The sequence below is a fragment of the Pseudomonas sp. NPDC087690 genome (assembly GCF_044743175.1).
Classification (GTDB): domain Bacteria; phylum Pseudomonadota; class Gammaproteobacteria; order Pseudomonadales; family Pseudomonadaceae; genus Aquipseudomonas.
Genome location: NZ_JBIUVX010000021.1, coordinates 37,881 through 64,304, shown reverse-complemented (window position 1 = coordinate 64,304; position 26,424 = coordinate 37,881). Strand labels below are relative to the sequence as shown.

Genomic DNA, 26,424 nt, shown 5'->3' with positions numbered 1-26,424 from the left:
AAAAACGCGCCGGGTGAGCGGCGCGTTGCGGATTCTAGCAAAAAACCGAAGCTTAATGCTTGCTGCCGCCGGCACAGGTTGGCGACGCCGGAGCGGCGCCGATCTCTGCCCATTCCTGCGGGGTGTAGGTGTGCAGCGCCAACGCATGGAACTCGCCCATCAGCTCGCCGAGCGTGCCGTAGACTTTCTGGTGGCGCTTGACCCGGTTCAGGCCGTCAAACTGCGCGCTGACCACCACTGCCTTGTAGTGCGTCTGCAACCCGCGACTGTGCATGTGGCTTTCATCCAGCACTTGCAGATGCTCAGGCTGAAGCAGGGCCAGCGTCGATTCGATGCGTTGTTGCATGGTCATCACGAACTCCGCTTACTTCTTCTTGGCCGGTGCAGCTGCAGGAGCCAGCTCTTTGGTCATGTCGTCGAGCAGCTTGTTGACGACCGGTACGGCGCTTTCCAGTTTGGCCTGGGTCATCTGGGCCGATTGCTGCGTCAGCTGCGGCATTTTTTCCAGCACTTTCTTGCCCAGTGGCGACTGGTAGAACGCGACCAGATCCTTCAGCTCCGATTCGCTGAAGTTAGTGGTGTAGAGCTTGACCATGTCCGGCTTCAGCTTGTTCCAGCCAATGGCCTGGTCGAGCGCGGCGTTGGCCTTGGCCTGGTAGGTTTCCAGAACGGCTTTCTTGGCTTCCGGGGCTTTGGTCTGCTCGAAACGCTGAGCGAACATTTGCTGCACTTGCATGTACACCGGAGTGCCCAGCTTGTCAGCGTGCGCCAGGGTCAGAAAAGCTTCAGCACTGGCGTTGTGGCTGGCGGTATCGGCAAGCACCTGGCCGCTGGCGCAAACCAGTGCAACCGCGGTGCAGATGGCACGAAGACGAGTCATCGAGTTTCCTTTTCAGCTAGGCGAGGTCAAACCCCAAGGGCGACCATTCTGCGCCTAAAAAACGCTGCGGCTCAACCCCCGAGCCTTGCCGCGCTTGATTGGCCGGGTTTTACCGGTCAACAATCGGCTCGATGGAACCACCACGGCCGATGCCGGCCTAAACTGCGCAAACAGACCAACAGGAGTGTGCACGATGAGCCGTATCGAAACCGACAGCCTGGGCCAGATCGAAGTCCCGGACGACGCCTACTGGGGTGCTCAGACGCAACGCTCGCTGATCAACTTCGCCATCGGTCAGGAACGCATGCCGTTGCCGGTGCTGCACGCCCTGGCCCTGATCAAGAAAGCCGCCGCCCGCGTCAATGACCGCAACGGCGACCTGCCCGCCGACATCGCCCGCCTGATCGAACAGGCTGCCGACGAAGTGCTCGACGGTCAGCACGATGACCAGTTCCCGCTCGTCGTCTGGCAGACCGGCAGTGGCACGCAGAGCAACATGAACGTCAACGAGGTGATCGCCGGTCGCGCCAACGAACTGGCCGGCAACCCGCGCGGCGGCAAGACGCCGGTGCACCCCAACGATCACGTCAATCGCTCGCAAAGCTCCAACGACTGCTTCCCCACCGCCATGAGCATCGCCACCGCGCAAGCCGTGCAGGAACAACTGCTGCCGGCGATCGCCGAGCTGTCCGGCGGTTTGGCCGAACTGGCCGCGCGGCACATGAAACTGGTGAAAACCGGGCGCACGCACATGATGGACGCGACGCCGATTACCTTCGGTCAGGAGCTGTCCGGGTTCATAGCGCAACTCGATTACGCCGAACGCGCTATTCGCGCCGCACTGCCAGCGGTGTGTGAACTGGCTCAGGGCGGTACAGCGGTTGGCACCGGGCTGAACTCTCCGCACGGTTTTGGTGAAGCGATTGCCGCTGAGCTGGCGGCGCTGTCTGGTCTGCCATTCGTTACCGCGCCGAACAAGTTCGCGGCGCTGGCCGGCCACGAACCGCTGACCAGCCTCTCCGGCGCACTGAAAACCCTCGCCGTGGCGCTGATGAAAATCGCCAACGACCTGCGTCTGCTTGGCTCCGGGCCCCGCGCAGGTTTTGCCGAGGTGCGGTTACCGGCCAATGAGCCGGGCAGTTCGATCATGCCGGGCAAGGTCAACCCGACGCAGTGCGAAGCGCTGTCGATGCTCGCCTGTCAGGTGCTGGGCAACGACGTGACCATCGGCATTGCCGCCAGTCAGGGTCACTTGCAGTTGAACGTGTACAAACCGGTGATCATCCACAACCTGCTGCAATCGATTCGCTTGCTTGCCGACGGTTGCAGCAACTTCCAGCAGCACTGCATTGCCGGGCTGGAGCCGGATGCCGAGGTCATGGCGCGACATCTTGAGCGTGGGTTGATGCTGGTGACGGCGCTGAACCCGCACATCGGCTATGACAAGTCGGCGGAGATTGCCAAGAAGGCTTACAGCGAAGGACTGACCTTGCGTGAGGCGGCGTTGGCGTTGGGGTATCTGACCGATGAAGAGTTTGATGCGTGGGTGCGGCCGGAAAACATGATCGAGGCTGGCGCCAAGGGTTAAAAAGCAAAAGATCGCAGCCTTCGGCAGCTCCTACATGCGACCTGTGTAGGAGCTGCCGCAGGCTGCGATCTTTTGATCTTCAGGCCATACGCATCCGCCGCGCCCTGAGCCCGGCAATCAACGACGGCCCCAACGCCACCAGCGCCGAGCCCAACACCACCAGCACCGCCCCGCCATACCCGAGCCCGTTGATCTGCTCGGCATGCACGTATTCCGGCCAGATCCGCGCCGCAATCGCCACCGCGCCAAACGTCACCAGCGGCGTGATCGCCAACGTCGCACTGACCCGCGATGCCTCCCAATGCGCCAGCGCTTCAGCAAATGCACCGTAGGCAATCAACGTGTTCATGCAGCACGCCAGCAGCAGCCAGCCCTGCAGCGGGCTCAGACTCAGTGCTTCGAGCGGATGCACCCACGGCGTCAGCAATAACGCGCAGAACAGGTAGATCACCATCATCACCTGCAGCGAATTCCATACCGTCAGCAGTTGTTTCTGGCCCAGCGCATAGAACGTCCAGACCGTCGACGCCAGTAACACCAGCAAAACACCAGCGGTGTAATCCGACAGCGACGTCAGCAACTCCGCTAGCCGTTGATTGAAGAACAGCACAAACCCGATCAACAGCACCACCAGGCCAATGCCCTGACCAATACTGAAACGCTCCTTGAACACAAACAGACTGGCGATCAGCAACATGATCGGGCCCATTTGCACCACCAATTGCGCGGTGCCGGGGCTGAGCAGATTGAGGCCCATCAGGTACAACACATAGTTGCCAACCAGCCCGAGCACCGCCATCAGCACCAGCCAGCCGCCCTTGGGCCCGAGCACTTTGCGACTCGGCAGGCGCTTGACCGAAGCCAGATAAATGAACAGGCAACCACCGGACACCAGCAGACGAAACCAGGTCACCGTGACCGGGTCCATCACCATCAGGACTTGCTTGAGTTTGATCGGCAGGATGCCCCACAGAAACGCGGTCAGCAGCGCCAGGAACAGACCGTAGACCCAGCGACCGGATGAAATGTGCATGGAAACCCCAAAAGCCTGCTGACAAGTGCGCTCATTCTAGGCGCGCTACCTGGCCCGACACAGGGACAGTTGCGCTCAGGACGCGAATGAAACTGTGCAGGTCGCAGCATTTAATTGACGCGTTGCCGTTGATCGGCTGAGCGCGCGCGCCAAGTGCTTCACGCATAAGCTCATTGGATCCCTTCCAGCACAGCAGCCAAGGAGACCGATCATGTTAGGAATGCGCGCCCGCGACAGCGCCCCCGAAATGCACTTTCGCAGCGACCGGGTGTGCCGGGTCAATGGCGAACTGTTTTTCAGCACTCGGGAGAATACCCTTGAGGGGCCTTTCGACAGTGCCGAGAAGGCTGAGCAGGAAATAAAGGCTTATATCGCGCGGATGCAGCTTCTGGATTCCAATCGGGCAACCGGTTGATGCCATCGCGAGCAGGCTCACTCCTACAGGGGAACGCATTCCAACTGTAGGAGTGAGCCTGCTCGCGATAGCAATCGACAGGTCTGCAAAACTCTTTTTGCCCTAGCGCACTGCCTCAAACAACCCCGTCGCCCCCATCCCGCCACCCACACACATCGTCACAATCCCATAACGCAAATTACGCCGCTGCAACTCACGCACCAGATGCCCGACCTGCCGCGATCCGGTCATGCCGAACGGGTGACCAATGGAAATCGAGCCGCCATTGACGTTGTACTTGTCGTTGTCGATCTCCAGCCGATCCCTGCTGTACAGGCACTGCGAAGCAAACGCCTCGTTCAATTCCCACAGATCGATATCCGCCACCTGCAAGCCCTTGGCCCTGAGCAGTTTCGGCACCGAAAACACCGGACCGATGCCCATCTCGTCCGGCTCGCAACCGGCCACGGTAAAGCCACGGAAAAACGCTTTCGGCTTGAGCCCCAGTTGCAAGGCTTTCTCCAGGCTCATCACCAGTGTCATCGACGCACCGTCGGACAGCTGCGACGAGTTGCCCGCCGTCACCGAACCGTCTTCGGCAAATACCGGTTTCAGCCCGGCGAGGCTTTCGTAGGTGGTGTCCGGACGGTTGCAGTCGTCGCGATCGACCACGCCGTCGAGGATCTGCACCTCGCCGGTGTTCTTGTCCTCGACGCGATATTTCACCGCCATCGGCACGATTTCATCGTTGAACAACCCGGCGGCCTGCGCCTGAGCGGTACGAATCTGACTTTGCAGGGAATAACGATCCTGCGCCTCACGGCTGACGCCATAGCGCCGCGCGACCACTTCGGCGGTCTGCCCCATCGTGTAATAGATGCCCGGCGCCTGCTGTTTGAGCAGCGGATTGATCAGGTGATCGGTGTTGACGCTTTTCATCGTCAGGCTGATTGATTCAACGCCGCCGGCGACGATGATGTCGCTGCAGCCCGAAGCAATCTGGTTGGCAGCAATCGCGATCGCCTGCAGGCCCGACGAGCAGAAACGGTTGAGGGTCATGCCGGCGGTGCCGGTGCCCAGACGCGACAGCACCGCGACGTTGCGGCCGATGTTGTAGCCCTGCGCACCTTCGTTGGAGCCGGCGCCGACGATGCAATCTTCGACGCTGGCCGGGTCGATGTCATTGCGCTCAAGCAGCGCGTTGACACAATGAGCCGCCATGTCATCGGGACGGGTCTGGTTGAACTTGCCGCGAAAGGATTTGGCCAGGCCAGTCCGCACGCTGTCGACGATCACCACTTCACGCATGGCATACCTCATTGTTGTGGTCAGTTGAGAGTGGACCGAGCATAAGTCCACTGCATCAACGACCGCGACAATCATTCACCCCGCGTATGCGCGTCTATCGGCTCAGTCCTTGTGCTTCTTGGCGTGCTTGTCGGATTTCTCGAAGGCTTCTTCCAGCGCACGGTTGATCGTGCGCAGCACCTTGACCCGCGCCCAGCGCTTGTCATTGGCCTCGACCAGCGTCCAGGGCGAGATTTCGCTGCTGGTGCGATCGACCATATCGCCCACGGCGGCGCGGTAATCGTCCCACTTGTCACGGTTGCGCCAGTCGTCCTCGGTGATCTTGAAGCGCTTGAACGGGATTTCCTCACGCTCCTGGAAACGCTCCATCTGCGTGTCTTTATCAATGGCCAGCCAGAATTTGACCACGATCACTCCGGCGTCAGCCAGTTGCTCTTCGAAGTCGTTGATCTCGCCATAGGCGCGCAGCCAGTCGGCGGGTGTACAAAAACCTTCGATACGCTCCACCAGCACCCGGCCGTACCAGGAGCGGTCGAACACGGTGAACTTGCCGCGCGCCGGAATATGTCGCCAGAAACGCCACAAGTACGGCTGCGCGCGCTCCTCTTCGGTCGGCGCAGCAATCGGCACGATGTTGTATTGACGTGGATCGAGCGCCGCCGCAACTCGACGGATCGCTCCGCCCTTGCCGGCCGCGTCATTGCCTTCGAACACCGCGACCAGTGCGTGGCGACGCATGCGTTTGTCGCGCATCAACCCGGACAACCGCGCCTGCTCGGTGATCAATTGTTCCTCGTAGTCCTTCTTGTCCAGACGCTGGGTCAGGTCGAGGCTGTCGAGCAGGTTCAACTGATCGACCGGCGTGCCCAACGGCGCGGCGCTGACATCGTGGGGATGCACGTCTGGACGCTTCAGCGCATTTTGCAAACCCTCGAGGAGAATCTTGCCGACTGCCAGGCTGCGGTAGTTGGCGTCGGCGCCCTCGATCACATGCCACGGCGCGTAATCACGGCTGGTACGGCGCAGCACGCGCTCGCCGTATTTGACGAACTTGTCGTAGGTCTGCGACTGCTGCCAGTCCAGCGGGCTGATGCGCCAGCTGTGCAGAGGGTCGTCGGCCAGTGCTTTGAGCCGCGCTTTCATCTGTTTCTTGGACAAGTGAAACCAGAACTTGAAGATCAGCGCGCCTTCGTCGCAGAGCATCTTTTCCAGGCGTTCGGCACCAGCGATCGCCTGATCCAGGCGCGGATCCTTGAACAGCCCATGCACCCGCCCCTGGAGCATCTGGCTGTACCAATTGCCGAAGAAAATCCCCATCCGCCCCTTCGCCGGAAGCATCCGCCAATAGCGCCACGCCGGTGGCCGCGACAGTTCTTCATCGGTCTGCTGATCGAAGGTGCGCACCTCGATCAGGCGCGGGTCCATCCATTCGTTGAGCAACTTGACCGTCTCGCCCTTGCCCGCTCCTTCGATGCCGTTGATCAGGATGATCACCGGGAAGCGCTTCTGTTGCTGCAATTCGAACTGCGCCTCCAACAGTGCTTCACGCAGCGCGGGGACGGCGGCCTCGTAGGTGTCTTTGTCGATGGCGTGACCGATTTCTGCGGATTCAAACATGGGACGGCTCCTTCCAGGGTTCAGCAAGACTAGCGGATGATGACAACCTCTGAACAGATCGCAATCTGCGGCAGTCCCTGCATTGGAATACGATCCACCCTGCAGGAGTTGCCGCAGGCTGCGATCTTTTGAGATTTTCCACGACACCCCCGAATCAAGCCTTGCCATGGATCAAGCAGCCCTCGTCCGATCAGCTAGAATGGCCGCCTTGTCGTTGCCGAGCCTGCCATGAAGCCCGTATTGCCCCACGCCCAACTCGATTGGGATGACCAAGGACGCCCGCGTTCGCGCGTGTTCGATGACGTGTATTTTTCCGACCAGTCAGGTCTGGATGAAACCCGTTACGTGTTCCTCGAACAAAACCGTCTGGCCGAACGGTTTGCCGCCTTGTCGGCAAGCGGTCGCCTGGTCATCGGCGAAACCGGTTTTGGCACCGGGCTGAATTTTCTCTGCGCCTGGCAGTTGTTCGAGCAACACGCGGTGGCCGGTGCGCGGCTGCATTTCGTCAGCGTCGAAAAGTACCCGCTGAGCCCGGCCGATCTGCAACGGGCATTGGCACTGTGGCCAGAGCTCAAGCCACTGGCTGATCAGTTGCTCAAGCATTATGTAGCGATCCATCAGGGTTTCCAGCGCATCACCTTGGCCAACGGTCGCGTCACCCTGACCCTGCTGATCGGCGATGCGCTGGAACAACTGCCGCAACTCGACGCGCAGATCGACGCGTGGTTTCTCGATGGCTTCGCCCCGGCGAAAAACCCGGATATGTGGACGGCTGAACTGTTCGTCGAGCTGGCACGCCTGGCGGCACCCGGCTCGACCATCAGCACGTTTACCAGTACCGGGTGGGTACGGCGCTTGCTCAACGCTGCCGGGTTCAAGATGAAACGCACGCCCGGCATCGGCCACAAGTGGGAAATCCTCCGTGGCGAGTTCCTTGGCTGGCCGCCGGAAGTCGCCCCACCCGTCCCTGAAAAGCCCTGGTTCGCCCGCCCTGCTGCCGTCAACGGTGAACGTCGGGCGCTGGTGATCGGCGCCGGTCTGGCCGGTTGCGCCACGGCATCCAGCCTGGCCGCACGCGGTTGGCAGGTGAGTCTGCTTGAACGTCACGCTCGCGTGGCGCAAGAAGCCTCGGGCAATCCACAGGGCGTGCTGTATCTGAAGTTGTCTGCGCATGGCACGGCGTTGTCGCAGTTGATCGTCAGCGGTTTCGGCTACACCCGCCGTCTGCTGGAAAGCCTGCAACGCGGCACGGACTGGGACGACTGCGGCGTGCTGCAACTGGCGTTCAATGCAAAGGAAGCCGAGCGTCACGCGCAATTGGCGGCGGCATTCCCGGAGGATTTGCTGCAATGGCTGGAGCAACCCGAGGCGCAAAACCGCGCCGGGGTCGGCCTGGCCCACGGTGGTTTGTACTACCCCGAAGGCGGCTGGGTGCATCCGCCCGCGTTGTGTCAGGCGCAAGCGGCGCAGGCGAATATCGAACTGCTCAGCCATCAAGAAGCGCTGGAGCTACGCAAGATCGATGACCAGTGGCAAGCGTTCGACGGCGAGCGCTTGCTCGCCAGCGCTGCTGTGGTGGTGCTGGCCGGCGCTGCCGAGATCAAGCGTTTTGCGCAAAGTGCCGAATTGCCGCTCAAACGCATTCGCGGGCAAATCACCTGCCTCGCCGAAACGCCGCAAAGTCAGGCGTTGACTACGGTGGTTTGCGCCGAAGGCTACGTCGCCCCTGCGCGTTTGGGCGAACATACCCTCGGTGCCAGTTTTGACTTCAACAACGATGATCTGAATCCGACCACTGCTGAACACGTGGGCAATCTGGCGATGCTCGAAGAGATCTCTACCGATCTCGTCACGCGCCTGCACATCAGCGAACAGCTGGTCGAAGATCTTCAGGGCCGCGCAGCCTTCCGTTGCACCAGCCCGGATTATCTGCCGATCGTTGGCCCTCTCGCTGACCGCGAAGCGTTTCTCGAGGTGTACGCGGCACTGAGCAAAGATGCCCGTCTGGTTCCGGACATTGCCTGCCCATGGCTTGATGGTCTGTACGTCAACAGCGGTCACGGCTCGCGCGGCCTGATCACCGCGCCACTGTCGGGTGAATTGCTAGCCGCCTGGCTCGATAACGAACCGTTGCCGCTACCAAGAAGTGTCGCCGAAGCCTGCCATCCGAACCGCTTTGCCTTGCGCCGCCTGATTCGCGGCAAATGACTGGATACCACGGGCGCCGCAACGGTGCCCCGCCGGTCTGACGCCGTCACTTATAACTTATCGTTCTAAAACTCCCACAACCGCACCGGGTCAGTTTCTGAGTAGCGGCCATGTCGGCCGCTGAAGAAACACCCTCCCCAACGGAAAAACCGGTAAGGACTTTATGTGCGGATTAGCTGGCGAGTTACGTTTTGATCAACAACCTGCAGACCTTGCAGCCATCGAGCGAATCACCCATCACCTGGCGCCTCGCGGCCCCGACGCGTGGGGCTTTCATGCCCAAGGGCCGATTGCCCTGGGCCATCGTCGCCTGAAAATCATGGACCTGTCGGACGGCTCGGCGCAGCCGATGATCGACAGCCAACTGGGCCTGTCGCTGGCCTTCAACGGCGCGATCTACAACTTCCCGGAATTGCGCGCTGAGCTCGAAGCGCTGGGCTATGCCTTCTACTCCGGTGGCGACACCGAGGTGCTGCTCAAGGGTTACCACGCCTGGGGCGAAGCGCTGCTGCCGAAACTCAACGGCATGTTTGCGTTTGCCATTTGGGAGCGCGACGCCAAGCGTCTGTTCATTGCCCGCGACCGTCTCGGCGTCAAGCCGCTGTACCTGTCGCGCACCGGTCAGCGCTTGCGTTTTGCTTCGGCCCTGCCGGCGCTGCTCAAGGGTGGCGACATCAACCCGATCCTCGATCCGGTGGCGCTTAACCATTACCTGAATTTCCACGCCGTGGTGCCTGCTCCACGCACTTTGTTGGCGGGCATTGAAAAGTTGCCGCCAGCCACCTGGATGCGCGTTGAAGCCGATGGCACCACCGAACAGAAAACCTGGTGGACCCTGCCCTACGGCCCACACGACGATGAGAAAAATCTGACCCTGGAAGACTGGGTCGATCGCGTCCTCGACAGCACCCGCGAGGCGGTGGCGATTCGTCAACGTGCGGCAGTCGATGTTGGCGTGCTGCTGTCCGGCGGTGTCGATTCGAGCATGCTGGTCGGGCTGTTGCGTGAAGTCGGCGTCGAGAACCTCTCGACCTTTTCCATCGGTTTCCAGGATGCCGGCGGTGAGCGCGGCGACGAGTTCCAGTATTCGGATCTGATCGCCAAACACTACGGCACCCAGCACCATCAATTGCGCATCGACGAAAAAGAAATCATCGAGCAACTGCCCGCCGCGTTCCGCGCGATGAGCGAGCCGATGGTCAGCCATGACTGCATCGCCTTCTATCTGCTGTCCCGTGAAGTGGCCAAGCACTGCAAGGTGGTGCAGAGCGGCCAAGGCGCGGATGAGCTGTTCGCCGGTTATCACTGGTACCCGCAAGTCGACGGCGCGGCCGATCCTTACGCGGCCTATCGCAACGCGTTTTTCGACCGCAGTTACGACGACTACGCCGCCACCGTGCAACCGCAATGGCTGACCGAGAATGATGCTGCCGGCGACTTCGTCAAGGAACATTTCGCCCAGCCCGGCGCCGATGCCGCCGTGGACAAAGCGCTGCGTCTGGACAGCACGGTGATGCTGGTCGACGACCCGGTCAAACGTGTCGACAACATGACCATGGCCTGGGGTTTGGAAGCGCGTACGCCGTTTCTCGATTATCGACTGGTCGAACTGTCGGCACGTGTACCGGGCCAATTCAAGCTGCCCGATGGCGGCAAGCAAGTCTTGAAAGAAGCTGCACGCCGAGTGATTCCGAGCGAAGTGATCGACCGCAAAAAAGGCTATTTCCCGGTGCCCGGCCTCAAGCACTTGCAGGGCGATACGCTGAACTGGGTGCGCGAACTGCTGCTCGATCCGAGTCAGGATCGCGGCCTGTTCAACCCGGCCATGCTCGACAAATTGCTGACTGATCCGCAAGGCCAACTGACGCCGTTGCGCGGTTCGAAACTGTGGCAACTGGCGGCCCTGAACCTGTGGCTCAGTGAACAAGGAATCTGATCGATGAAACCCCACGCCACGGCCATTAACCAACGGCTGATACGCGGCCAGACGCCGTCCTACGAACGCTTGCAGGCGCGCCTGGCCGAAGATGGCAGCACCCTCGCTGCCGACCCGATTGCCGTGCATTGCGGCTGGGGCCGGTTGCTGATCGGCCACACCTTTCCCGATCCGGCCTCGCTGGCGCAGGAGTTGCTCAACGAGCAACCGGGCGAGCGTGATATTGCTTTGTACGTCGCCGCGCCGCAGCAGATTCTAGGGCTGGAACCGACGCAACTGTTCCTTGATCCATCCGATACCTTGCGCCTGTGGTTCAGCGATTACCGCCAAGCCACCCGGGTGTTTCGCGGCTTCCGTATTCGCCGCGCGCAGAGCGAGGCGGACTGGCAGGCGATCAATCAGCTGTATTCGGCACGCGGCATGTTGCCGATCGATGCCACGCTGCTGACCCCGCATCATCAGGGCGGCCCGGTGTACTGGCTGGCCGAGGACGAGGACAGCGGCGCGGTGATTGGCAGCGTCATGGGCCTGAATCATCACAAAGCATTCAACGATCCGGAGAATGGCAGCAGCCTCTGGTGCCTGGCGGTCGATCCGCAGTGCTCGCGTCCGGGCGTCGGTGAAGTGTTGGTGCGGCACTTGGTCGAACACTTCATGAGTCGCGGTTTGAGCTATCTGGATCTGTCGGTACTGCACGACAACCGTCAGGCGAAAAGCCTCTACGCCAAGCTTGGTTTTCGCAACCTCTCGACCTTCGCGATCAAGCGCAAGAACGGCATCAATCAGCCGCTGTTTCTCGGCCCCGGCCCGGAGGCGCAGTTCAATCCGTATGCGCGGATCATCGTTGAAGAAGCCCATCGGCGTGGCATTGATGTGCAGGTCGATGACGCCGATGCCGGGCTGTTCACCCTCAGCCATGGCGGCCGCCGCGTGCGTTGCCGCGAATCGTTGAGCGACCTGACCAGCGCGATCAGCATGAGCCTGTGTCAGGACAAAAGCCTGACGCACAAGGTGCTGAAAGCGGCCGGTCTGAATCTGCCGTCTCAGCAATTGGCGGGCAATGCCGACGACAATCTGGCCTTTCTCGATGAGCATCAACGCGTGGTGGTCAAGCCGCTCGACGGTGAACAGGGCCAAGGCGTGGCGGTGGATTTGCAGAGCATCGAAGAGGTGCAGCAGGCGATCGAAGCGGCGAAGTCATTCGACAGCCGCGTGCTGTTGGAGAGCTTCCACGAAGGCCTTGATCTGCGGATTCTGGTGATCGGTTTTGAAGTGGTCGCGGCAGCGATTCGCAAACCAGCAGAAGTGGTCGGCGATGGTCAGCATTCGATCGGCGCATTGATCGAAGCCCAGAGTCGGCGACGGCAAGCGGCCACCAGCGGTGAGAGCAAGATTCCGCTGGATCACGAAACCCAGCGCACTTTGCATGCCGCCGGGTATGACTACAGCAGTGTTTTGCCGGCGGGCGAGCATCTGTTTGTACGCCGTACGGCGAATCTGCACACCGGCGGCACACTGGAGGATGTCACGGCAATTCTGCATCCGACCCTGGTCGATGCGGCGGTGCGTGCGGCGCGGGCGCTGGACATACCGATGGTCGGTCTCGACTTGATGGTGCCGGCGGCGGATCAACCGGAGTACGTATTCATCGAGGCCAACGAACGCGCCGGGCTGGCCAACCATGAGCCGCAGCCAACGGCGGAGCGGTTTGTCGATTTGTTGTTTCCGCACAGTCAGCCGGCCATTTCTTGATCCTCTAGTGACTGGGCTGACGCCATCGCTGGCAAGCCAGCTCCCACAGGTTTCGCGGTGTACACAACACCTGTGGGAGCTGGCTTGCCAGCGATGCGGCCCGATCAGGCAATACAAAACGATCTCTCATCGAAACCATCGGTGTGCTCAACCCATCAGGAGTTTCCATGACCACGCAAATCCCCGAACCGGATCTCAACTACCTGCAAAAAGTCCTCCTGGAAATGCTCGCCATTCCCAGCCCTACCGGCTTCACCGACACCATCGTGCGCTACGTCGCCGAGCGTCTGGAAGAACTCGGCATCCCGTTCGAAATGACCCGGCGCGGCACCATTCGCGCCACGCTCAAGGGCAAGAAGAACAGCCCTGACCGCGCGGTTTCGGCGCACCTGGATACCATCGGCGCCGCCGTGCGCGCGGTGAAAGACAACGGTCGTCTGACCCTCGCCCCCGTCGGTTGCTGGTCGAGCCGTTTTGCCGAGGGCAGCCGCGTCAGCCTGTTTACCGACAACGGCGTGATTCGCGGCAGTGTGTTGCCACTGATGGCCTCCGGGCATGCCTTCAACACTGCAGTCGATGAAATGCCGATCAGTTGGGATCACGTCGAACTGCGTCTGGACGCCTACTGCGCGACCAAGGCCGATTGTGATTCGCTGGGCATCAGCGTCGGTGACGTGGTGGCCTTCGATCCGCTGCCGGAGTTCACCGAAAGCGGCCATATCAGCGCTCGACACCTCGATGACAAGGCTGGCGTTGCTGCGCTTCTGGCCTCACTGAAAGCCATCGTCGACAGCGGCCAGGAACTGATGATCGATTGCCATCCGCTGTTCACCATCACTGAAGAAACTGGCAGCGGCGCGGCGGCGGCATTGCCGTGGGATGTCAGCGAATTTGTCGGCATCGACATTGCGCCGGTCGCGCCGGGGCAACACTCCAGCGAACACGCGGTGAGTGTGGCGATGCAGGATTCCGGCGGGCCGTATGACTATCACCTGTCGCGGCATTTGCTGCGCCTGGCCAGTGAAAATGAATTGCCGGTGCGCCGCGATCTGTTTCGCTACTACTTCAGCGACGCGCATTCGGCTGTGACCGCCGGGCACGATATTCGTACGGCGCTGCTCGCCTTTGGCTGCGATGCAACCCATGGTTATGAGCGCACGCACATCGACAGTCTGGCGGCGTTGAGTCGACTGTTGGGCGCTTACATTTTGAGTCCGCCGGTGTTTGCCAGCGATGCGGCGCCGGCGAATGCATCGCTGGATCGCTTCAGTCATCAGATCGAACACGACACGCAGATGGAAAGCGATACACGGGTGCCGTCGGTGGACAGTCTGGTGGGGCAGCGTTCCGACAGTTAAATTTTTGTAGGCATAAGCATCGACTTCGCGAGCAGGTCGAATCGTCGCACCGTCGCTCCCACATTCGGAATGCGTTCCCATGTGGGAGCGACGGTGCGACGATTCGACCTGCTCGCGAATGGGCCGGCCCATCCAACACAAAACTGGCAGGCAAACAGCAATCGCCGTAGCATCCCGACATTGATTTGACCGAGGTGCCCCATGCTCATCCCCTACGACGCTCTTGAAGTCGACACCCTCACCCGCCTCATCGAAGATTTCGTCACCCGCGACGGCACCGACAACGGCGATGACACGCCGCTGGAAACCCGCGTGCTGCGCGTGCGCCAGGCATTGACCAAGGGGCAGGCGTTGATCGTCTTCGATCCGGAAAGCGAACAGTGCCAACTGATGCTCAAGCACGACGTACCCAAGCATCTGTTCGACTGAAAACCCTCAGCGGGCCTTCTCGGTGGCCTGCTTGCGCTTGATCCGGTCATAGACTTCTGCGCGATGCACATTGACCTTTTGCGGCGCTTCGACGCCAAAGCGCACGCTGGCACCGTTCACCGACAGTACGCGCAGGGTGATGTCGTCACCGATTGAAATCAACTCACCGACAACACGGCTGAGTACAAGCATGAGGGTCATCCTCCAGGGTTAGCGAACCCTGAAGATGCGCGGCTTGCGGCGGCTGTTCAATGCACGCCGGGCAAATCAGTAATGCCCTACACCGGCCTGCGCAACATCCTTCAGACCTTTCCTGCAAATCGTTAAACAACCTTCGACTCAAGCGGCGGAAAACCGTGGACCGAACAGAATCACGCTGGCGCCGATCACGCACAACGCCATGCCGATCCAGTCTGACCCCAGAGGCCGAACGCGCTCGACCACCGCCAGCCAGCCAACCGAAGCAACAATGTAGATGCCGCCGTAAGCGGCATAGGCGCGACCGGCATAGCCCGCTTCGACACGCGTCAACAACAGCGCAAACAAGGTCAGACTGAGCAGCGCCGGGATCACCCACAATGCACTTTTGCCCTGGCGCAGCCACATGTAAAAAGCGAAACAACCGGCGATTTCAAACAACGCCGCGAGGAAAAACCACAAGTAATTGAGCATTGACGCGTCTCGACAGGGTGACCATTGCGGCCACCCTAACGACGCCGTCTGCAATGGGCAAGGTCAGCCGTTGTTCTGTTTGGCCTTGGCGCGCATTTTCTCCGCCATCGAAGTCATCTCGTTATAGAGCAGTTGCGGGTTCTTCTGCTTGATCGCCCAGGCCATGCGTCCTTGTTCGTGCGGCAGGATCATGAACTCGCCGGCAGCGACTTGCTGGTAGATGTAGTCAGCGATGTCCGCTGCGGTAATCGGCGAGCTTTCCAGCAACTTGCCGACCGCCGCTTTCATTGCCGGAGTAGGGCCACGGAACGAGTCGAGCAAGTTGGTCTGGAAGAACGACGGGCACACCACATGCACGCCGACTTCCTGTTGCGCCAGTTCGATCAACAGACTTTCCGAAAGCGCCACTACGCCAGCCTTGGCCACGTTGTAGTTGCTCATCGCCGGGCCCTGCATCAGCGCCGCCATCGAGGCAATGTTGATGATCTTGCCTTTGCTTTGTTCCAGCAACGGCAGGAAGGCTTTGCAGCCCTTGACCACGCCCATCAGGTTGATCGCGATCTGCCAGTCCCAGTCTTCCAGCGACAGTTCACTGAAGAACCCGCCCGACGCCACACCGGCGTTGTTGACGATGATGTCGATGCCACCGAGTTTCTCTTCGCAGGCCTGAGCGAACGCAGTCAGTTGGCTGTAATCACGCACATCGCAACGCTGGATGAAGCCGTCGCCACCAGCCTCACGAACTGATTTGAGGGTTTCCTGCAGACCGGGCTCGCTGACGTCGGATAGCGCCAGTTGCCAGCCTTCGCGCGCCCAGCGCAGCGCGATTTCGCGACCCAGGCCTGAGCCCGCGCCAGTGATCATCATGCGATTTTGCATAGCAGAGAGCCTTGTTGTTCCGGGGAAGATGCGCGGAGTGTAGCGAAGGTTGTGCGCGCGCCCACGCTCCATCAAGTTGCTGAATGCAAGATCAAAAGATCGCCGCCTTCGGCAGCTCCTACATGGATTCGTGTAGGTGCTGTCGAGTGAAACGAGGCTGCGATCTTTTCGCTACAAAGGAAATAAGCGAGTGATCCAAATACATTAAAAAAACATTGAATTTTCTTTCACTCGCACCAGTCGGAATTTGTAAGCCGTCTGGAATTACTTAGTCTCCAGTCGCCCCTTGAACACCAAGACTTCTCGAACTCTCTCAACAAGGAAATCGACATGGGCACAATTCTAATCATTATCCTGATCCTGTTGCTGATCGGTGGTCTGCCGGTCTTCCCGCACTCCAGAAGTTGGGGTTATGGTCCTTCGGGCATTATCGGCGTGGTATTAGTAGTGCTGCTAGTGCTGCTGTTACTCGGTCGGATATAACGATTCAAGCGCAAAAAAAAGAGGCCCTGTTCAGGGCCTCTTTTTTATTGCGTGGGTTTTACTGTCGCCAGGCGATCAATCCGGCTTGCCGTGGATCACACCAGCGGTGTTATCCATCAGGCTCTTGGTCGCCGTTTGCAGAAACGCTTCAAGCTTGAGTTTCAACTCGGCGGTGCGCGGTGCATTCGGTACCACTTCGGCGTGCGGATTGGCGCCCAACTGGTACTGCCACATCTTCGGCCCCATGTCCTTGTCTCTCGGCAATACCAGAATCTGGTCGGCCGTGACGATGGCGGTGGTCTGCTCGCTGCCCGACGGTTTGATCACACCGAAACCGGTGTCGCCTTCCGGCAGATTGAGCAAATCGCGGCCCCAGCACTGATGACGCACTTCGCCACCCAGGCGGCCCATGATAGTCGGCACGATGTCGATCTGCGTACCGACGGTGTGGTCGCGGGTACCGAACTTCTCCTGGATGCCCGGAGCGATCATCAGCATCGGCACGTTGAAGCGGCCCAGGTCCATTTCGGTGATCTGGCGCTCGTTGCCGAAGCCGTGGTCGCCGACGATGACGAACAGGGTTTCCTTGAAGTACGGCTCTTTGCGTGCCTTCTCGAAGAACTGACCCAGCGCCCAGTCGGAGTAGCGCATGGCGGTCAAGTGTTCGTTGAGGCTGCCACGGTCGGTGACGCGCTCAACCGGCAATGGCGTCGGCAAGGCGTATGGCGTGTGGTTGGACAGGGTTTGCAGCAGCGCGTAGAACGGCTTGCCGTTTTCGCGCGCCTTGAGCTCCTGCAGGCCACGGTCGAACATGTCTTGGTCAGACACGCCCCAGGTCGGATCGGAGAACACCGGGTTGACGAAGTCGTTACGGCCAACAAAGTTGGTCATGCCCTGGTTGCTGAAGAAGCCTGACTGGTTGTCCCAGGCGAAGTCGCCGTTGTAGACGTACACGTCGTCGTAGTCACGGGCGCTGAGCACCTGCGGCAGGCCGGATAGCTTGTGGCTGCCTTCCGGGGTCTGCATCAGGTATTCGAAACCTGGCAGGTTCGGGAAGCAGGCCATGGTCGCGAACATGCCCTGGTGAGTGTGCGTACCGTTGGAGAAGAAGCGGTCGAACAGCAGGCCTTCCTTGGACAGCTTGTCCAGGTATGGCGTGATGTTGCCTGGCGCGCCCAATGCACCGACCGAGTGACCGGCCATGCTTTCCATCAGGATCACCACGACGTTCTTGATCGGCAGGGTCTTGTCGGCCGGCGGCGTGTAATCACGGCGCACGGCGGCAATATCGGCATCCACCAGTTTGTCGTCCGGCATCAGCAACATGTCACGCACGACTTTCTGCGCTTGCTCCTGCGGCAACGTCGCTTTCCAGATATTGTCGCGATCCTCGCCCATGCGCGACTTGGCAGCCTCGATCAGCGACAGCGTAGCGTTGAGGCCGAGCTGGTTGGCGAAGTTGGAATCGGTGGTGTACACGTCACCCCAACGCATCGGCGGGCCTTGACGCAGGGTGCCACGGGCGGCGACCACGCAGATCAGCAGGCAGACCACGAACACCGCCAGACGGGTGTACCACGGCGCAACCTGACGGCTGCTGACGCTACCACCGCTGAAAGGTCCGCGCGGACGTGTGGCGCGGTCGGCACCTTTGAACGCCAGGGTCAGAATGACAGTGCCGATGACCCACGCCAGCAGGTAACGCACCACCGGAAAACCGTACCAGAGCATGCTCATCACGGTTTTCGGGTCTTCCTTCACGTACTGGAACACCAGACCGTTGAGGCGCTGGTGGAACTCGCGGTAGAAGTCCATCTCCATCAGGCCGAGGAACAGCGCGATGCTCGAGGCGATGGTCAGCCACAGGCGAAAGAAACCGCGTGCGGCCATGGCGCGGGCACTGAACAGCGCCAGCACCAGCGGAATGCACACATAGACCACCAGGCGCAGGTCGAAACGCAGGCCGTTGGCGAAGGCTTCGAGGAAGGTCGAAGCCGGGGTGTCGAGGATCATCTCGCGGTTGTAGACCAGCAGCGCGAGGCGCAGCACGGAAAACATCACCATCATGACCAGCGCACAAAGCAGCGTGTAGGCCAGATGCGATTTGACGGTCGGTTGCAGCAGGCGAGCAGAAGATCGCTGCTGATTCAGGGCGTCCGGGTTTGCCATGTCGTTTTAGGACCCATTGGAAGTTGAAGTTGCAAAATACAGCGGCGCCATGCCCTCTATTGGTCATTCCAGACCCCGGGGCTTGCGCGGTGCGCAAATGTTGCACGATCACCCGCGCCATTGCCATTGATTACTGCCGCGCTGCCAGACACTTTCATTTAAAGCGATGACAGCCGGAAAACAGCGCGGGCGAATTGTCTTGAACGCTTTGTGAAAATTTCGTTCAACGCATATCTGGAAACACAATATAGATACAAAACAAAACGCCCCGTATCGGTCGGGGCGTTTCTTAGAGCGCGTTTGATTACTTCTCGGCGCGTTCTTTCAGGGCTTTGAGGGTGTTGAACGGTGCGTCGACCACGAACTTGTTGGCAACCATCGCCGGCACGCTGCCACCGGGCTCGGTGTGCACCTGGTAGGTCACTTCAACCTGGTCGCCCTTGGGTACGAACTTCCAGAAGCCTTTGACCTGCTGCACGCGGACAAAGCCTTTTTCTTCAGGAACGTACGTCGGCAGACCTTTGAGGTTGCGGGTCAGGCTGCCGTCGGCGCCTTCGACGGTGGTGACTTCGATCACCGAGTCACGTGGAGTTACCGGCCAAGGCGTGTTGAACTGGGTGTAGGTCCAGCTCTGATCGCCTTCGTGTTTGAGCAGTTTCTGGGTCTTGCACTCGTGAATCCAGGCGCAGGCACCGGACACGTCTTCCTGCAGTGCGCGCAGTTTGGCAACGGTGGTCTTCATCAGTGCAACGCCCTGATAGGACTTGTAGTCCGAACCCGGTACTTCGCTCAGGGAGACTTTGATGCCGTCCTCGTTCTTGGCGACTTTCCAGTCTTCAGCCTGAGCGACGGACGTGGCCAGCACAGCGGTCAAACCACACAACACAGCGATACGATGCAGCGAACCCATAGTCTTATTCCTTATTGTTGAAGTTCCGTTCGTTTGACACATCACGCCGCCGTCATTTGCTCCCACCAGCCGATCAGCCTGATCGCCTCTTCCGAGCTGCTGCCGCAGGTTTCGACATCCGCGGTAAAACCCGAGCAAACTGTCGGGCGCTCGGGGCGGCCGAAAATGCTGCACAGGTTTTCGACCGAGAGTTGCACGCAACGTTCGCCGGCAGGTTTGCCATCGGGCATGCCGGGAATCGGCGAACTGATGGAAGGGGCAATGCAGCAAGCGCCACAGCCTTCACGGCATTTCATGACGGAAAAATCCTCGCGACGGGCGATGTGTTAAAGAGACGCCGAACAGAGTAACCGCTAAAACGGCTGTTTTAAATTGCCGGTACCGGGGTTTTTAGCGATAAGCGAATGTGACTGACCAGTCTGCGACAAAGCGTCTGCTGTGCGGGTCACAGACCGGTGGAATTTACTGCTTGAATTCGAAATCGAGTGCCGCGCCTTCGACTTCGCGACGCTCTTCGTTGCGCAGTTGCAACTGCATTTCGTTGCTGAGCAAGCGACCGTTGAGTTGGAAACCGCTGTTTTTCTCGCCAAACATCTGCGGCAGGATCGGCTCGCGCTTGGGCAATTCAACAGTGCCCTTGGGTTTCAATTCCTGAACCATATCCTTGGGCAGGCTCAAGTCGAGCCTGGCCGCTGGCAATCTGGTTTTCGCCACTTCGCTGGCGGGTTTTGACTTGGAAGCGATCGGTGCTCGCTTCTTCACCGCAGCGGCTTTTTTCTTCTGGGCCTTGTTGACCGGCGTCTTTTTCTGGCTGGTTGCCTGCTTCTTGGCTGTACTCGTGACGGCGGGCTTTTCCTGCACTGCGGCCGCCACAGCAGGCGCATGGCCGATCATCAGCAGGCACAGCAGAACTCCGGCGGCAGGAAAAATCGCTTTCATGGACCCAACGACACTAACGGCAGAGGGCCATATGCTCGCTTGTTGAGCGTCACAAGACAAGCATCAGCCGCCTCTCGTTCAGAATCCGCCTGCTGTTTCCTGACACAGTTGAGTGGCCAACAGACCCAGGGTCATCAGCGCCCTCTCCGCTTCGCGATTCCACGGAATCCCGCAATTGAGGCGTATACAGTGGTTGAACTGCTCGGTATTACTGAAGATAAGCCCCGGCGCAATGCTGATGCCCTGCTGCAAGGCGCGAACATGCAATTCCTGCGTATTGACCCGCCCAGGCAGACTCACCCAGAGGATGAAACCGCCCGTGGGCCGGGACATTTGCGTGCCTTCGGGGAAGTACTGCTGCACCGCCAATTGAAAGGCACTGAGGTTTTTCCGGTATTCCTGGCGGATGTACCGTAAATGCCGGTCATAACCACCGTTTTCCAGATAGGCGGCAATGGCCATTTGCGTCACGCTGCACGCCGAATGCGTACTGAAGGTCTGCAAGCGCTGGATTTCCTGCTGGTATTTGCCGGCGATCATCCAGCCGATGCGCACCCCTGGCGATAACGTTTTGGAAAAACTCGAGCAGTAGATAACCCGATCCAGTCGGTCATACGCCTTGAGCGCTTTGGTGCGACCCTGCTCGAACATCAACTCGCCATAGATGTCGTCTTCGACGATCTGGATATCGAAGTCCGAGGCCAGGCGCAGCAATTGCTTCTGGCGCTCTTCGGGCATGGTGCCGCCCAAGGGATTGCTCAGGCGCGTGGTCAGCACCAACGCTTTGATTGACCATTGATTGGCCGCCAGTTGCAGCGCCTCCAGGCTCATGCCGGTGGCGGGATCGCTGGGGATTTCGATGACTTTCAGGCCGAGCAGGTCAGCCAGTTGCAACAGACCATAATAAGTCGGTGATTCAGCCGCGATCAGATCGCCGGGCCGGGTCAGTACCCGCAACGACATCTGCAAGGCGTCGACGCAACCGTGGGTGATCACTACCTCCGACGGGTCGACGACTACGCCGGCATCGCGCATGCGGATCGCCACTTGCCGGCGCAGCGGTTCAAAACCGGGGCTGAACATGTAGCTGAAGGCGCGCGGGCTATGGAAACGGGTAACTTTGGCCAGTTGCTGATGCAGCGCCCGAACCGGCAGGTAATCGACGCTCGGCACCGCAGCGCCCAACGGGAATACACCTTCGCGGCGTGATTCGACCAGAACCTGTTGAATGATGCTGCTGCGGGTCACCAGACCGGGACGCTCAACCCGGGCGATGTCGGGCGTCGGCGCAGTCAACGCGGGTGTCTGGTGCACGTAATAACCGGACTGCGGACGCGCGCGAATCAGCCCCTGATCTTCAAGATTGGCGTACGCCTGCAACACCGTCGCATGGCTGACGTTGAGCTGCGAACTCATCTTGCGCACCGAAGGCACGCGCTCCCCCGGTTGATAGACACCACGGCGAATGTCTTCGGCCAGTTGCTGAGCAATACGTTGGTAGAGCAAGAGATTGGTCATGACGCAGCACTCGATTTCACGGGCATTTTATTCTTGTGTGAAACAATACCGGAACAGTTTAGAAGTGTACTGGGACAGTTACCACTTTAGTCGACCATACAGTGCGGTGTCTGCCCCTGACTGTACTGATTTGCGAGCTAATCGACAGACGTAAAAAAGCCGGCACTGCATGACAGTCCGGGCTTTGTAGGAGCTGTGTAGGAGCTGCCGAAGGCTGCGATCTTTTGATCTTCAAAAAGAAAAGTCAAAAGATCGCAGCCTTCGGCAGCTCCTACAGGGTTTTGCCTTGCTTAGCGGGCGGCGCCGAGCTGGCCTTTTTCGTCGGAGAAGACAATTTCCACCCGACGGTTCTGTGCGCGCCCACGCTCGGAAGCATTGACGTCTACCGGGTATTCATCGCCGTAACCTTCGACCTGAATGCGTTTGTCGTCGATCCCGAGATCCATCAGCACGTCCGCCACGGCTTGTGCGCGGTCGCGGGACAGTTTGAGGTTTTCCTGCTTGCCGCCGGTGCTGTCGGTGTAGCCCTCGATGCGCACCACGCGTTTCGGATTCAGTTGCAGGAACTGAACGATCTTCAGCACGACACGGTTGGCCGAGTTTTTCAGCTCCGCTTCACCGGTGTCGAACAACACGTCGCCGAGGGTCATCACCAGGCCCCGGTCGGTCTGCGTGGTGGCCAGTGCGACGATCTGTTCTTCCAGCCACTTGCCCTGCTGCTGCACGCTGAGCAGCTTGGACTCACGCAAAGCCAATTGCAGACGCTGGCGTTCCAGTTCGAGCTTGGCCGCGCGCTCTTCGTTGAGCACCTGATTGGTGTGTTCGCGGGCGATTTCGCTGTAGCGCTGGCTCAGATAGGCGTAGTGCACCACGTCCGAACCGCTGCCCCAATAGGTCGACAGGCGATCGGCGCGAGCCAGCGATTCTCCTGCACGAATCACGTCTTTCGGCGCGATGCGCAGCACGTTGGAGTCTTCTTTGACTTTCTGGAAGTCGGCGCCGGCTTCTTGCAGAGCGGATTCGCTGTGCTGTCCGGCGCAGCCGTACAGGCTGGCGCAACCGGCGAGAATCAGCGCGCCAACGACTTTGGATTTGAGGCTCATTGGGCATCTCCCAGTTGCTTGCGCAGTCGGACGATGCGGGTGTTGAGCACGTTCACCTGTTCTTCGCTTTTTTGCGTCAGCACTTTGGCTTCAGCCAGACGCGCATCCAGCTCAGCCTGTTCGGCACGCATACGCGCATTGCGGTAGGACTCGTCGGCCATGTTGCCTTTGGCACGGTCGTATTTGGTTTCGGCCAGTTTCATTTCCGGCACTTCATCAGCGGTGGCGCCGACAGCCTTGGCCTGGGTAATGGCCTGCTCGGTCAGGCGCATTTGTTCAACGGGTGCCGGATCGGTCGCGCAACCGGCCAGGGCCAGAACGGCCACAGCCGCGAAAAGAGGTCGAATACTCACTAAGAATCCCTACTGTTTTGGGGCACTGACAGGTTGTTGCGGCTGTTGCTGCTGCGCCTTCCAGCGCTCGATATTGCGTTGCAGCGCGGCTTCCGTCAGTCCGGACGCGGGCAATTCTGTCATCTTTTTGGCTAGCTGTCCGCGCAACCACGGATCGTTGCAGGCCGAGTTGTGAGAAACCGCAAGAAACAGCCCCGGCCGGTCGACGGGTTGTTCGAACGCCAACAGGTCATTGGCCATACCCAACGCCTGCGCGGCGGCCATGCCCGAATAGCGGCCGGCGAGTACATATTCCACTTCACCAAGGAGCAATTTCTGTAGCGCTTGGGTGAGGTTGGCTGTCTTGGTCAGGGTCAGATTCTGCTCGGCGAACGTGCCAAATGCCTGGGTCATGCGAGACTTTTCCGACAAGGCTCCGGCATGGCCGTGCAGGTCTTTGGCTTCGCTGTAGACCAGTGTCGAGCCTTTGCGCGTCCACACCAGATAGTCGTTTTCCAGCAACGGTGGATGGATGTAGTCGAGGGTTTCCAACTCGTTGAGGGTCAGCGGTGCGTCAGCCAGCATGTCCATACGCCCGCTGCGCACTTCATCGAGGGCTTGCGAGCGTTTACCGGCGTAGAGCAACTCGACTTTGATGCCGAGGTCTTTGCCGATTTGTTGCAACAGGTCGGCACTGGCGCCGATCAACTGCTTGGGATTTTGCGGATCCTGCCACAGATACGGTGGCGCATCCGGGCTACCAGTGACGATGAGGCGCTCGCACTTGCCGGCGGCCGCGGCCAAACCTGGCAACAGGGCCAATCCCAACAACCATCCGCAGCGCAAATCCATGGCGAAACGCTCCCACTCAAATCCGAGACAAAAAAAAGCCCGGCCAACAGGCCGGGCTCTTTATAAGTGAAGCCGCTGGATTAGACCAGCTTCTCCAGCTCAGGGACTGCTTCGAACAGATCCGCCACGAGACCGTAATCGGCCACCTGGAAGATCGGCGCCTCTTCGTCCTTGTTGATCGCAACGATCACTTTGGAGTCTTTCATACCGGCCAGGTGCTGGATCGCGCCGGAGATACCAACGGCGATGTACAGCTGTGGCGCAACGATCTTGCCGGTCTGACCGACCTGCATGTCGTTCGGTACGAAACCTGCGTCAACCGCAGCGCGCGAAGCACCGACGGCTGCGCCCAGCTTGTCGGCCAGGGCGTACAGGTGTTTGAAGTTGTCGCCGTTCTGCATGCCACGGCCGCCGGAAACGACGATCTTGGCAGCGGTCAGCTCTGGACGATCGGACTTGGCCAGCTCTTCGCCAACGAAGCTCGAAGTGCCAGCGTTGTGCGCAGCAGCGACTGCTTCAACGGCAGCCGAACCGCCTTCAGCAGCAACCGGGTCGAAACCGGTGGCACGCACGGTGATCACTTTGATCGCGGCGGTCGATTGCACGGTAGCGATAGCGTTACCGGCGTAGATCGGGCGCTTGAAGGTGTCAGCGCTTTCGACCGAGATGATCTCGGAGATCTGGTCAACGTCCAGCTGCGCAGCAACGCGCGGCAGGATGTTTTTGCCGTTGGAGGTGGCAGCAGCCAGGATGTGGCTGTAGCCAGCGCCAAGCTCTGCGACCAGCGGCGCAACGTTTTCCGGCAGCTGATGCGCGTAAGCCGCGTTATCAGCGTTCAGGACTTTGCTCACGCCAGCGATTTTCGCTGCGGCTTCAGCCACGGCGCCAGCGCCTTGGCCTGCAACCAGAACGTGGATGTCGCCGCCGATTTTGGCCGCAGCAGCCACGGTGTTCAGTGTGGCCGGGGCCAGCACTTTGTTGTCGTGTTCAGCAATAACCAAGATAGTCATTTAGATTACCTTCGCTTCGTTCTTGAGTTTTTCAACCAGTTCAGCCACGGACTTGACCTTGATGCCTGCGCTGCGTGCCGCCGGCGCTTCGACTTTCAGGGTCTTGTTGGTGGAGGCGGTGGAAACGCCCAAAGCGTCCGGAGTCAGCACTTCGAGAGGCTTCTTCTTGGCTTTCATGATGTTTGGCAGAGACGCGTAGCGTGGCTCGTTCAAACGCAGGTCGGTGGTGACGATTGCAGGCAGTTTCAGCGAAACGGTCTGCGCGCCGCCGTCGATTTCGCGAGTCACGGCAACGCTGTCACCGGAGACTTCGACTTTCGAAGCGAACGTGCCCTGACCGTAGCCGCTCAGTGCCGCGAGCATCTGGCCGGTCTGGTTGTTGTCGCTGTCGATGGCCTGTTTGCCAAGGATCACCAGCTGCGGCTGTTCCTTGTCGACCACAGTCTTGAGCAGCTTGGCCACGGCGAGCGAGGTCAGATCTTCAGCGGATTCGACGAGGATGGCACGGTCGGCACCCAGAGCCAGTGCGGTACGCAGCTGCTCCTGAGCGGTGGTCGGGCCGATGGAGACGACGACGATTTCAGTCGCAACACCTTTCTCTTTCAGGCGTACGGCTTCTTCCACTGCGATTTCGCAGAACGGGTTCATCGACATCTTGACGTTGGCGAGATCGACGCCGGAATTGTCCGCCTTGACGCGAACCTTGACGTTGTAATCCACAACGCGTTTGACAGCTACAAGAACCTTCATGGATTCCTCGTTACTCTCCGGTGAAAAGAAAGTCGCCTAGGCGAACCTGGCGGTTGATGCTCATCAGGCTAAAAGGGCACCTCTAAAAACGCCGACCGGGGTGCGAAGTGATTCCACGATGTGAAGGGGGTGCGACCGTTCGTCAGTGGTGACCGACAAGTCATTGATCCTCACGCTGTGTAAACTGCGCGCCAGACTGCGCTGCGCATCACCTTTTACTGCCTGTGCCCTGTCTTTAGACGTGCTCTTGAAACCACCAGTCTGCCTACGACGAGCGCAAAACCGCCCGTATCTTGACCGGAAC

26 protein-coding genes are annotated in these 26,424 nt (G+C 59.8%); 8 read left to right on the top strand and 18 right to left on the bottom strand.

Annotated elements, in window-relative coordinates; translation table 11 throughout:
• Positions 1-52: 52 nt before the first annotated feature.
• Together ACIPIZ_RS19190 and ACIPIZ_RS19185 are read right to left on the bottom strand one after the other, a co-directional pair.
• The gene (locus ACIPIZ_RS19190) at positions 53-352 is read right to left on the bottom strand and encodes a BolA family transcriptional regulator (RefSeq protein ID WP_064391455.1); all 300 of its coding nucleotides are present in this window, start codon (positions 350-352) and stop codon (positions 53-55) included.
• A 12-nt stretch (positions 353-364) separates the two neighbouring features.
• Positions 365-880 carry a DUF2059 domain-containing protein gene (locus ACIPIZ_RS19185; protein WP_064391456.1) on the bottom strand — a complete coding sequence of 172 codons (516 nt, stop codon included), beginning with the start codon at positions 878-880 and terminating at the stop codon, positions 365-367.
• A 193-nt stretch (positions 881-1,073) separates the two neighbouring features.
• Between ACIPIZ_RS19185 and ACIPIZ_RS19180 the strand changes: the two genes are divergently transcribed.
• Positions 1,074-2,468 carry a class II fumarate hydratase gene (locus ACIPIZ_RS19180; RefSeq protein WP_064391457.1) on the top strand — a complete coding sequence of 465 codons (1,395 nt, stop codon included), beginning with the start codon at positions 1,074-1,076 and terminating at the stop codon, positions 2,466-2,468.
• A 79-nt stretch (positions 2,469-2,547) separates the two neighbouring features.
• On the opposite strand, the gene ACIPIZ_RS19175 is transcribed toward ACIPIZ_RS19180, so the two are convergent.
• The gene (locus ACIPIZ_RS19175) at positions 2,548-3,501 is read right to left on the bottom strand and encodes a DMT family transporter (protein WP_105705257.1); all 954 of its coding nucleotides are present in this window, start codon (positions 3,499-3,501) and stop codon (positions 2,548-2,550) included.
• Positions 3,502-3,712: 211 nt separating this feature from the next.
• Here ACIPIZ_RS19175 and ACIPIZ_RS19170 point away from each other — a divergent pair, with 211 nt between their 5' ends.
• Positions 3,713-3,916 (top strand): DUF6316 family protein, encoded by a 204-nt coding sequence (locus ACIPIZ_RS19170; protein WP_401166730.1) that lies wholly within the window; start codon positions 3,713-3,715, stop codon positions 3,914-3,916.
• Positions 3,917-4,018: 102 nt separating this feature from the next.
• On the opposite strand, the gene ACIPIZ_RS19165 is transcribed toward ACIPIZ_RS19170, so the two are convergent.
• Together ACIPIZ_RS19165 and pap are read right to left on the bottom strand one after the other, a co-directional pair.
• A complete protein-coding gene (locus ACIPIZ_RS19165) occupies positions 4,019-5,203 on the bottom strand; it encodes a thiolase family protein (RefSeq protein ID WP_064391460.1) in 1,185 nt (394 codons plus the stop codon).
• 102 nt (positions 5,204-5,305) lie between these two features.
• Positions 5,306-6,820, bottom strand: coding sequence for a polyphosphate:AMP phosphotransferase (pap, locus tag ACIPIZ_RS19160; protein WP_401166728.1), 1,515 nt, complete (start codon positions 6,818-6,820; stop codon positions 5,306-5,308).
• A 228-nt stretch (positions 6,821-7,048) separates the two neighbouring features.
• Between pap and mnmC the strand changes: the two genes are divergently transcribed.
• The 5 genes from mnmC to ACIPIZ_RS19135 all read left to right on the top strand — a co-directional run bounded on the left by mnmC (position 7,049) and on the right by ACIPIZ_RS19135 (position 14,503).
• Positions 7,049-9,028 carry a bifunctional tRNA (5-methylaminomethyl-2-thiouridine)(34)-methyltransferase MnmD/FAD-dependent 5-carboxymethylaminomethyl-2-thiouridine(34) oxidoreductase MnmC gene (gene mnmC / locus ACIPIZ_RS19155; protein WP_401166725.1) on the top strand — a complete coding sequence of 660 codons (1,980 nt, stop codon included), beginning with the start codon at positions 7,049-7,051 and terminating at the stop codon, positions 9,026-9,028.
• Between the two features lie 163 nt (positions 9,029-9,191).
• On the top strand, positions 9,192-10,964 hold the full coding sequence (locus tag ACIPIZ_RS19150) for an N-acetylglutaminylglutamine amidotransferase (protein ID WP_105705261.1): 1,773 nt from the start codon (positions 9,192-9,194) through the stop codon (positions 10,962-10,964).
• Between the two features lie 3 nt (positions 10,965-10,967).
• Complete coding sequence (ngg, locus tag ACIPIZ_RS19145) at positions 10,968-12,716, top strand: N-acetylglutaminylglutamine synthetase (RefSeq protein WP_401166722.1); 1,749 nt, start codon at positions 10,968-10,970, stop codon at positions 12,714-12,716.
• 167 nt (positions 12,717-12,883) lie between these two features.
• The gene (locus ACIPIZ_RS19140; RefSeq protein ID WP_105705262.1) at positions 12,884-14,074 is read left to right on the top strand and encodes an osmoprotectant NAGGN system M42 family peptidase; all 1,191 of its coding nucleotides are present in this window, start codon (positions 12,884-12,886) and stop codon (positions 14,072-14,074) included.
• 201 nt (positions 14,075-14,275) lie between these two features.
• Positions 14,276-14,503 carry a YheU family protein gene (locus ACIPIZ_RS19135; RefSeq protein WP_003192759.1) on the top strand — a complete coding sequence of 76 codons (228 nt, stop codon included), beginning with the start codon at positions 14,276-14,278 and terminating at the stop codon, positions 14,501-14,503.
• Between the two features lie 6 nt (positions 14,504-14,509).
• Here ACIPIZ_RS19135 and csrA read toward each other — a convergent pair whose 3' ends face one another.
• From csrA to ACIPIZ_RS19120, 3 genes are all read right to left on the bottom strand, one after another.
• Positions 14,510-14,695, bottom strand: coding sequence for a carbon storage regulator CsrA (gene csrA / locus ACIPIZ_RS19130; protein ID WP_401166718.1), 186 nt, complete (start codon positions 14,693-14,695; stop codon positions 14,510-14,512).
• Positions 14,696-14,842: 147 nt separating this feature from the next.
• The gene (locus ACIPIZ_RS19125) at positions 14,843-15,175 is read right to left on the bottom strand and encodes a YnfA family protein (protein ID WP_064391467.1); all 333 of its coding nucleotides are present in this window, start codon (positions 15,173-15,175) and stop codon (positions 14,843-14,845) included.
• Positions 15,176-15,238: 63 nt separating this feature from the next.
• Positions 15,239-16,054, bottom strand: a complete 816-nt coding sequence (locus ACIPIZ_RS19120; RefSeq protein ID WP_105705264.1) for an SDR family oxidoreductase — start codon at positions 16,052-16,054, stop codon at positions 15,239-15,241.
• 324 nt (positions 16,055-16,378) lie between these two features.
• On the opposite strand from ACIPIZ_RS19120, the gene ACIPIZ_RS19115 reads away from it, so the two are divergent.
• Entirely contained in the window at positions 16,379-16,537 is a 159-nt protein-coding gene (locus ACIPIZ_RS19115; protein WP_169432680.1) for a DUF3309 family protein, read from the top strand.
• Positions 16,538-16,612: 75 nt separating this feature from the next.
• On the opposite strand, the gene ACIPIZ_RS19110 is transcribed toward ACIPIZ_RS19115, so the two are convergent.
• The 10 genes from ACIPIZ_RS19110 to ACIPIZ_RS19065 all read right to left on the bottom strand — a co-directional run bounded on the left by ACIPIZ_RS19110 (position 16,613) and on the right by ACIPIZ_RS19065 (position 26,120).
• Positions 16,613-18,706: an LTA synthase family protein gene (locus ACIPIZ_RS19110; protein WP_064391469.1), complete on the bottom strand. Its 2,094-nt coding sequence runs from the start codon at positions 18,704-18,706 to the stop codon at positions 16,613-16,615.
• A gap of 304 nt (positions 18,707-19,010) precedes the next feature.
• Positions 19,011-19,616, bottom strand: coding sequence for an START domain-containing protein (locus ACIPIZ_RS19105; RefSeq protein ID WP_122661664.1), 606 nt, complete (start codon positions 19,614-19,616; stop codon positions 19,011-19,013).
• 41 nt (positions 19,617-19,657) lie between these two features.
• A complete protein-coding gene (locus ACIPIZ_RS19100) occupies positions 19,658-19,912 on the bottom strand; it encodes a YkgJ family cysteine cluster protein (protein ID WP_064391470.1) in 255 nt (84 codons plus the stop codon).
• Positions 19,913-20,078: 166 nt separating this feature from the next.
• Positions 20,079-20,555 carry a hypothetical protein gene (locus ACIPIZ_RS19095; RefSeq protein WP_064391471.1) on the bottom strand — a complete coding sequence of 159 codons (477 nt, stop codon included), beginning with the start codon at positions 20,553-20,555 and terminating at the stop codon, positions 20,079-20,081.
• A gap of 78 nt (positions 20,556-20,633) precedes the next feature.
• Positions 20,634-22,073 carry a PLP-dependent aminotransferase family protein gene (locus ACIPIZ_RS19090; protein WP_064391472.1) on the bottom strand — a complete coding sequence of 480 codons (1,440 nt, stop codon included), beginning with the start codon at positions 22,071-22,073 and terminating at the stop codon, positions 20,634-20,636.
• 290 nt (positions 22,074-22,363) lie between these two features.
• Complete coding sequence (locus ACIPIZ_RS19085) at positions 22,364-23,176, bottom strand: OmpA family protein (RefSeq protein WP_064391473.1); 813 nt, start codon at positions 23,174-23,176, stop codon at positions 22,364-22,366.
• A complete protein-coding gene (locus ACIPIZ_RS19080; RefSeq protein ID WP_082355479.1) occupies positions 23,173-23,529 on the bottom strand; it encodes a DUF4398 domain-containing protein in 357 nt (118 codons plus the stop codon). The genes ACIPIZ_RS19085 and ACIPIZ_RS19080 overlap by 4 nt, the downstream gene beginning before the upstream one ends.
• Positions 23,530-23,538: 9 nt before the next feature.
• Positions 23,539-24,360: an ABC transporter substrate-binding protein gene (locus ACIPIZ_RS19075; protein ID WP_122853851.1), complete on the bottom strand. Its 822-nt coding sequence runs from the start codon at positions 24,358-24,360 to the stop codon at positions 23,539-23,541.
• A gap of 80 nt (positions 24,361-24,440) precedes the next feature.
• Entirely contained in the window at positions 24,441-25,370 is a 930-nt protein-coding gene (locus tag ACIPIZ_RS19070) for an electron transfer flavoprotein subunit alpha/FixB family protein (protein WP_034155324.1), read from the bottom strand.
• Complete coding sequence (locus tag ACIPIZ_RS19065) at positions 25,371-26,120, bottom strand: electron transfer flavoprotein subunit beta/FixA family protein (RefSeq protein ID WP_401166710.1); 750 nt, start codon at positions 26,118-26,120, stop codon at positions 25,371-25,373.
• Positions 26,121-26,424 lie beyond the last annotated feature (304 nt).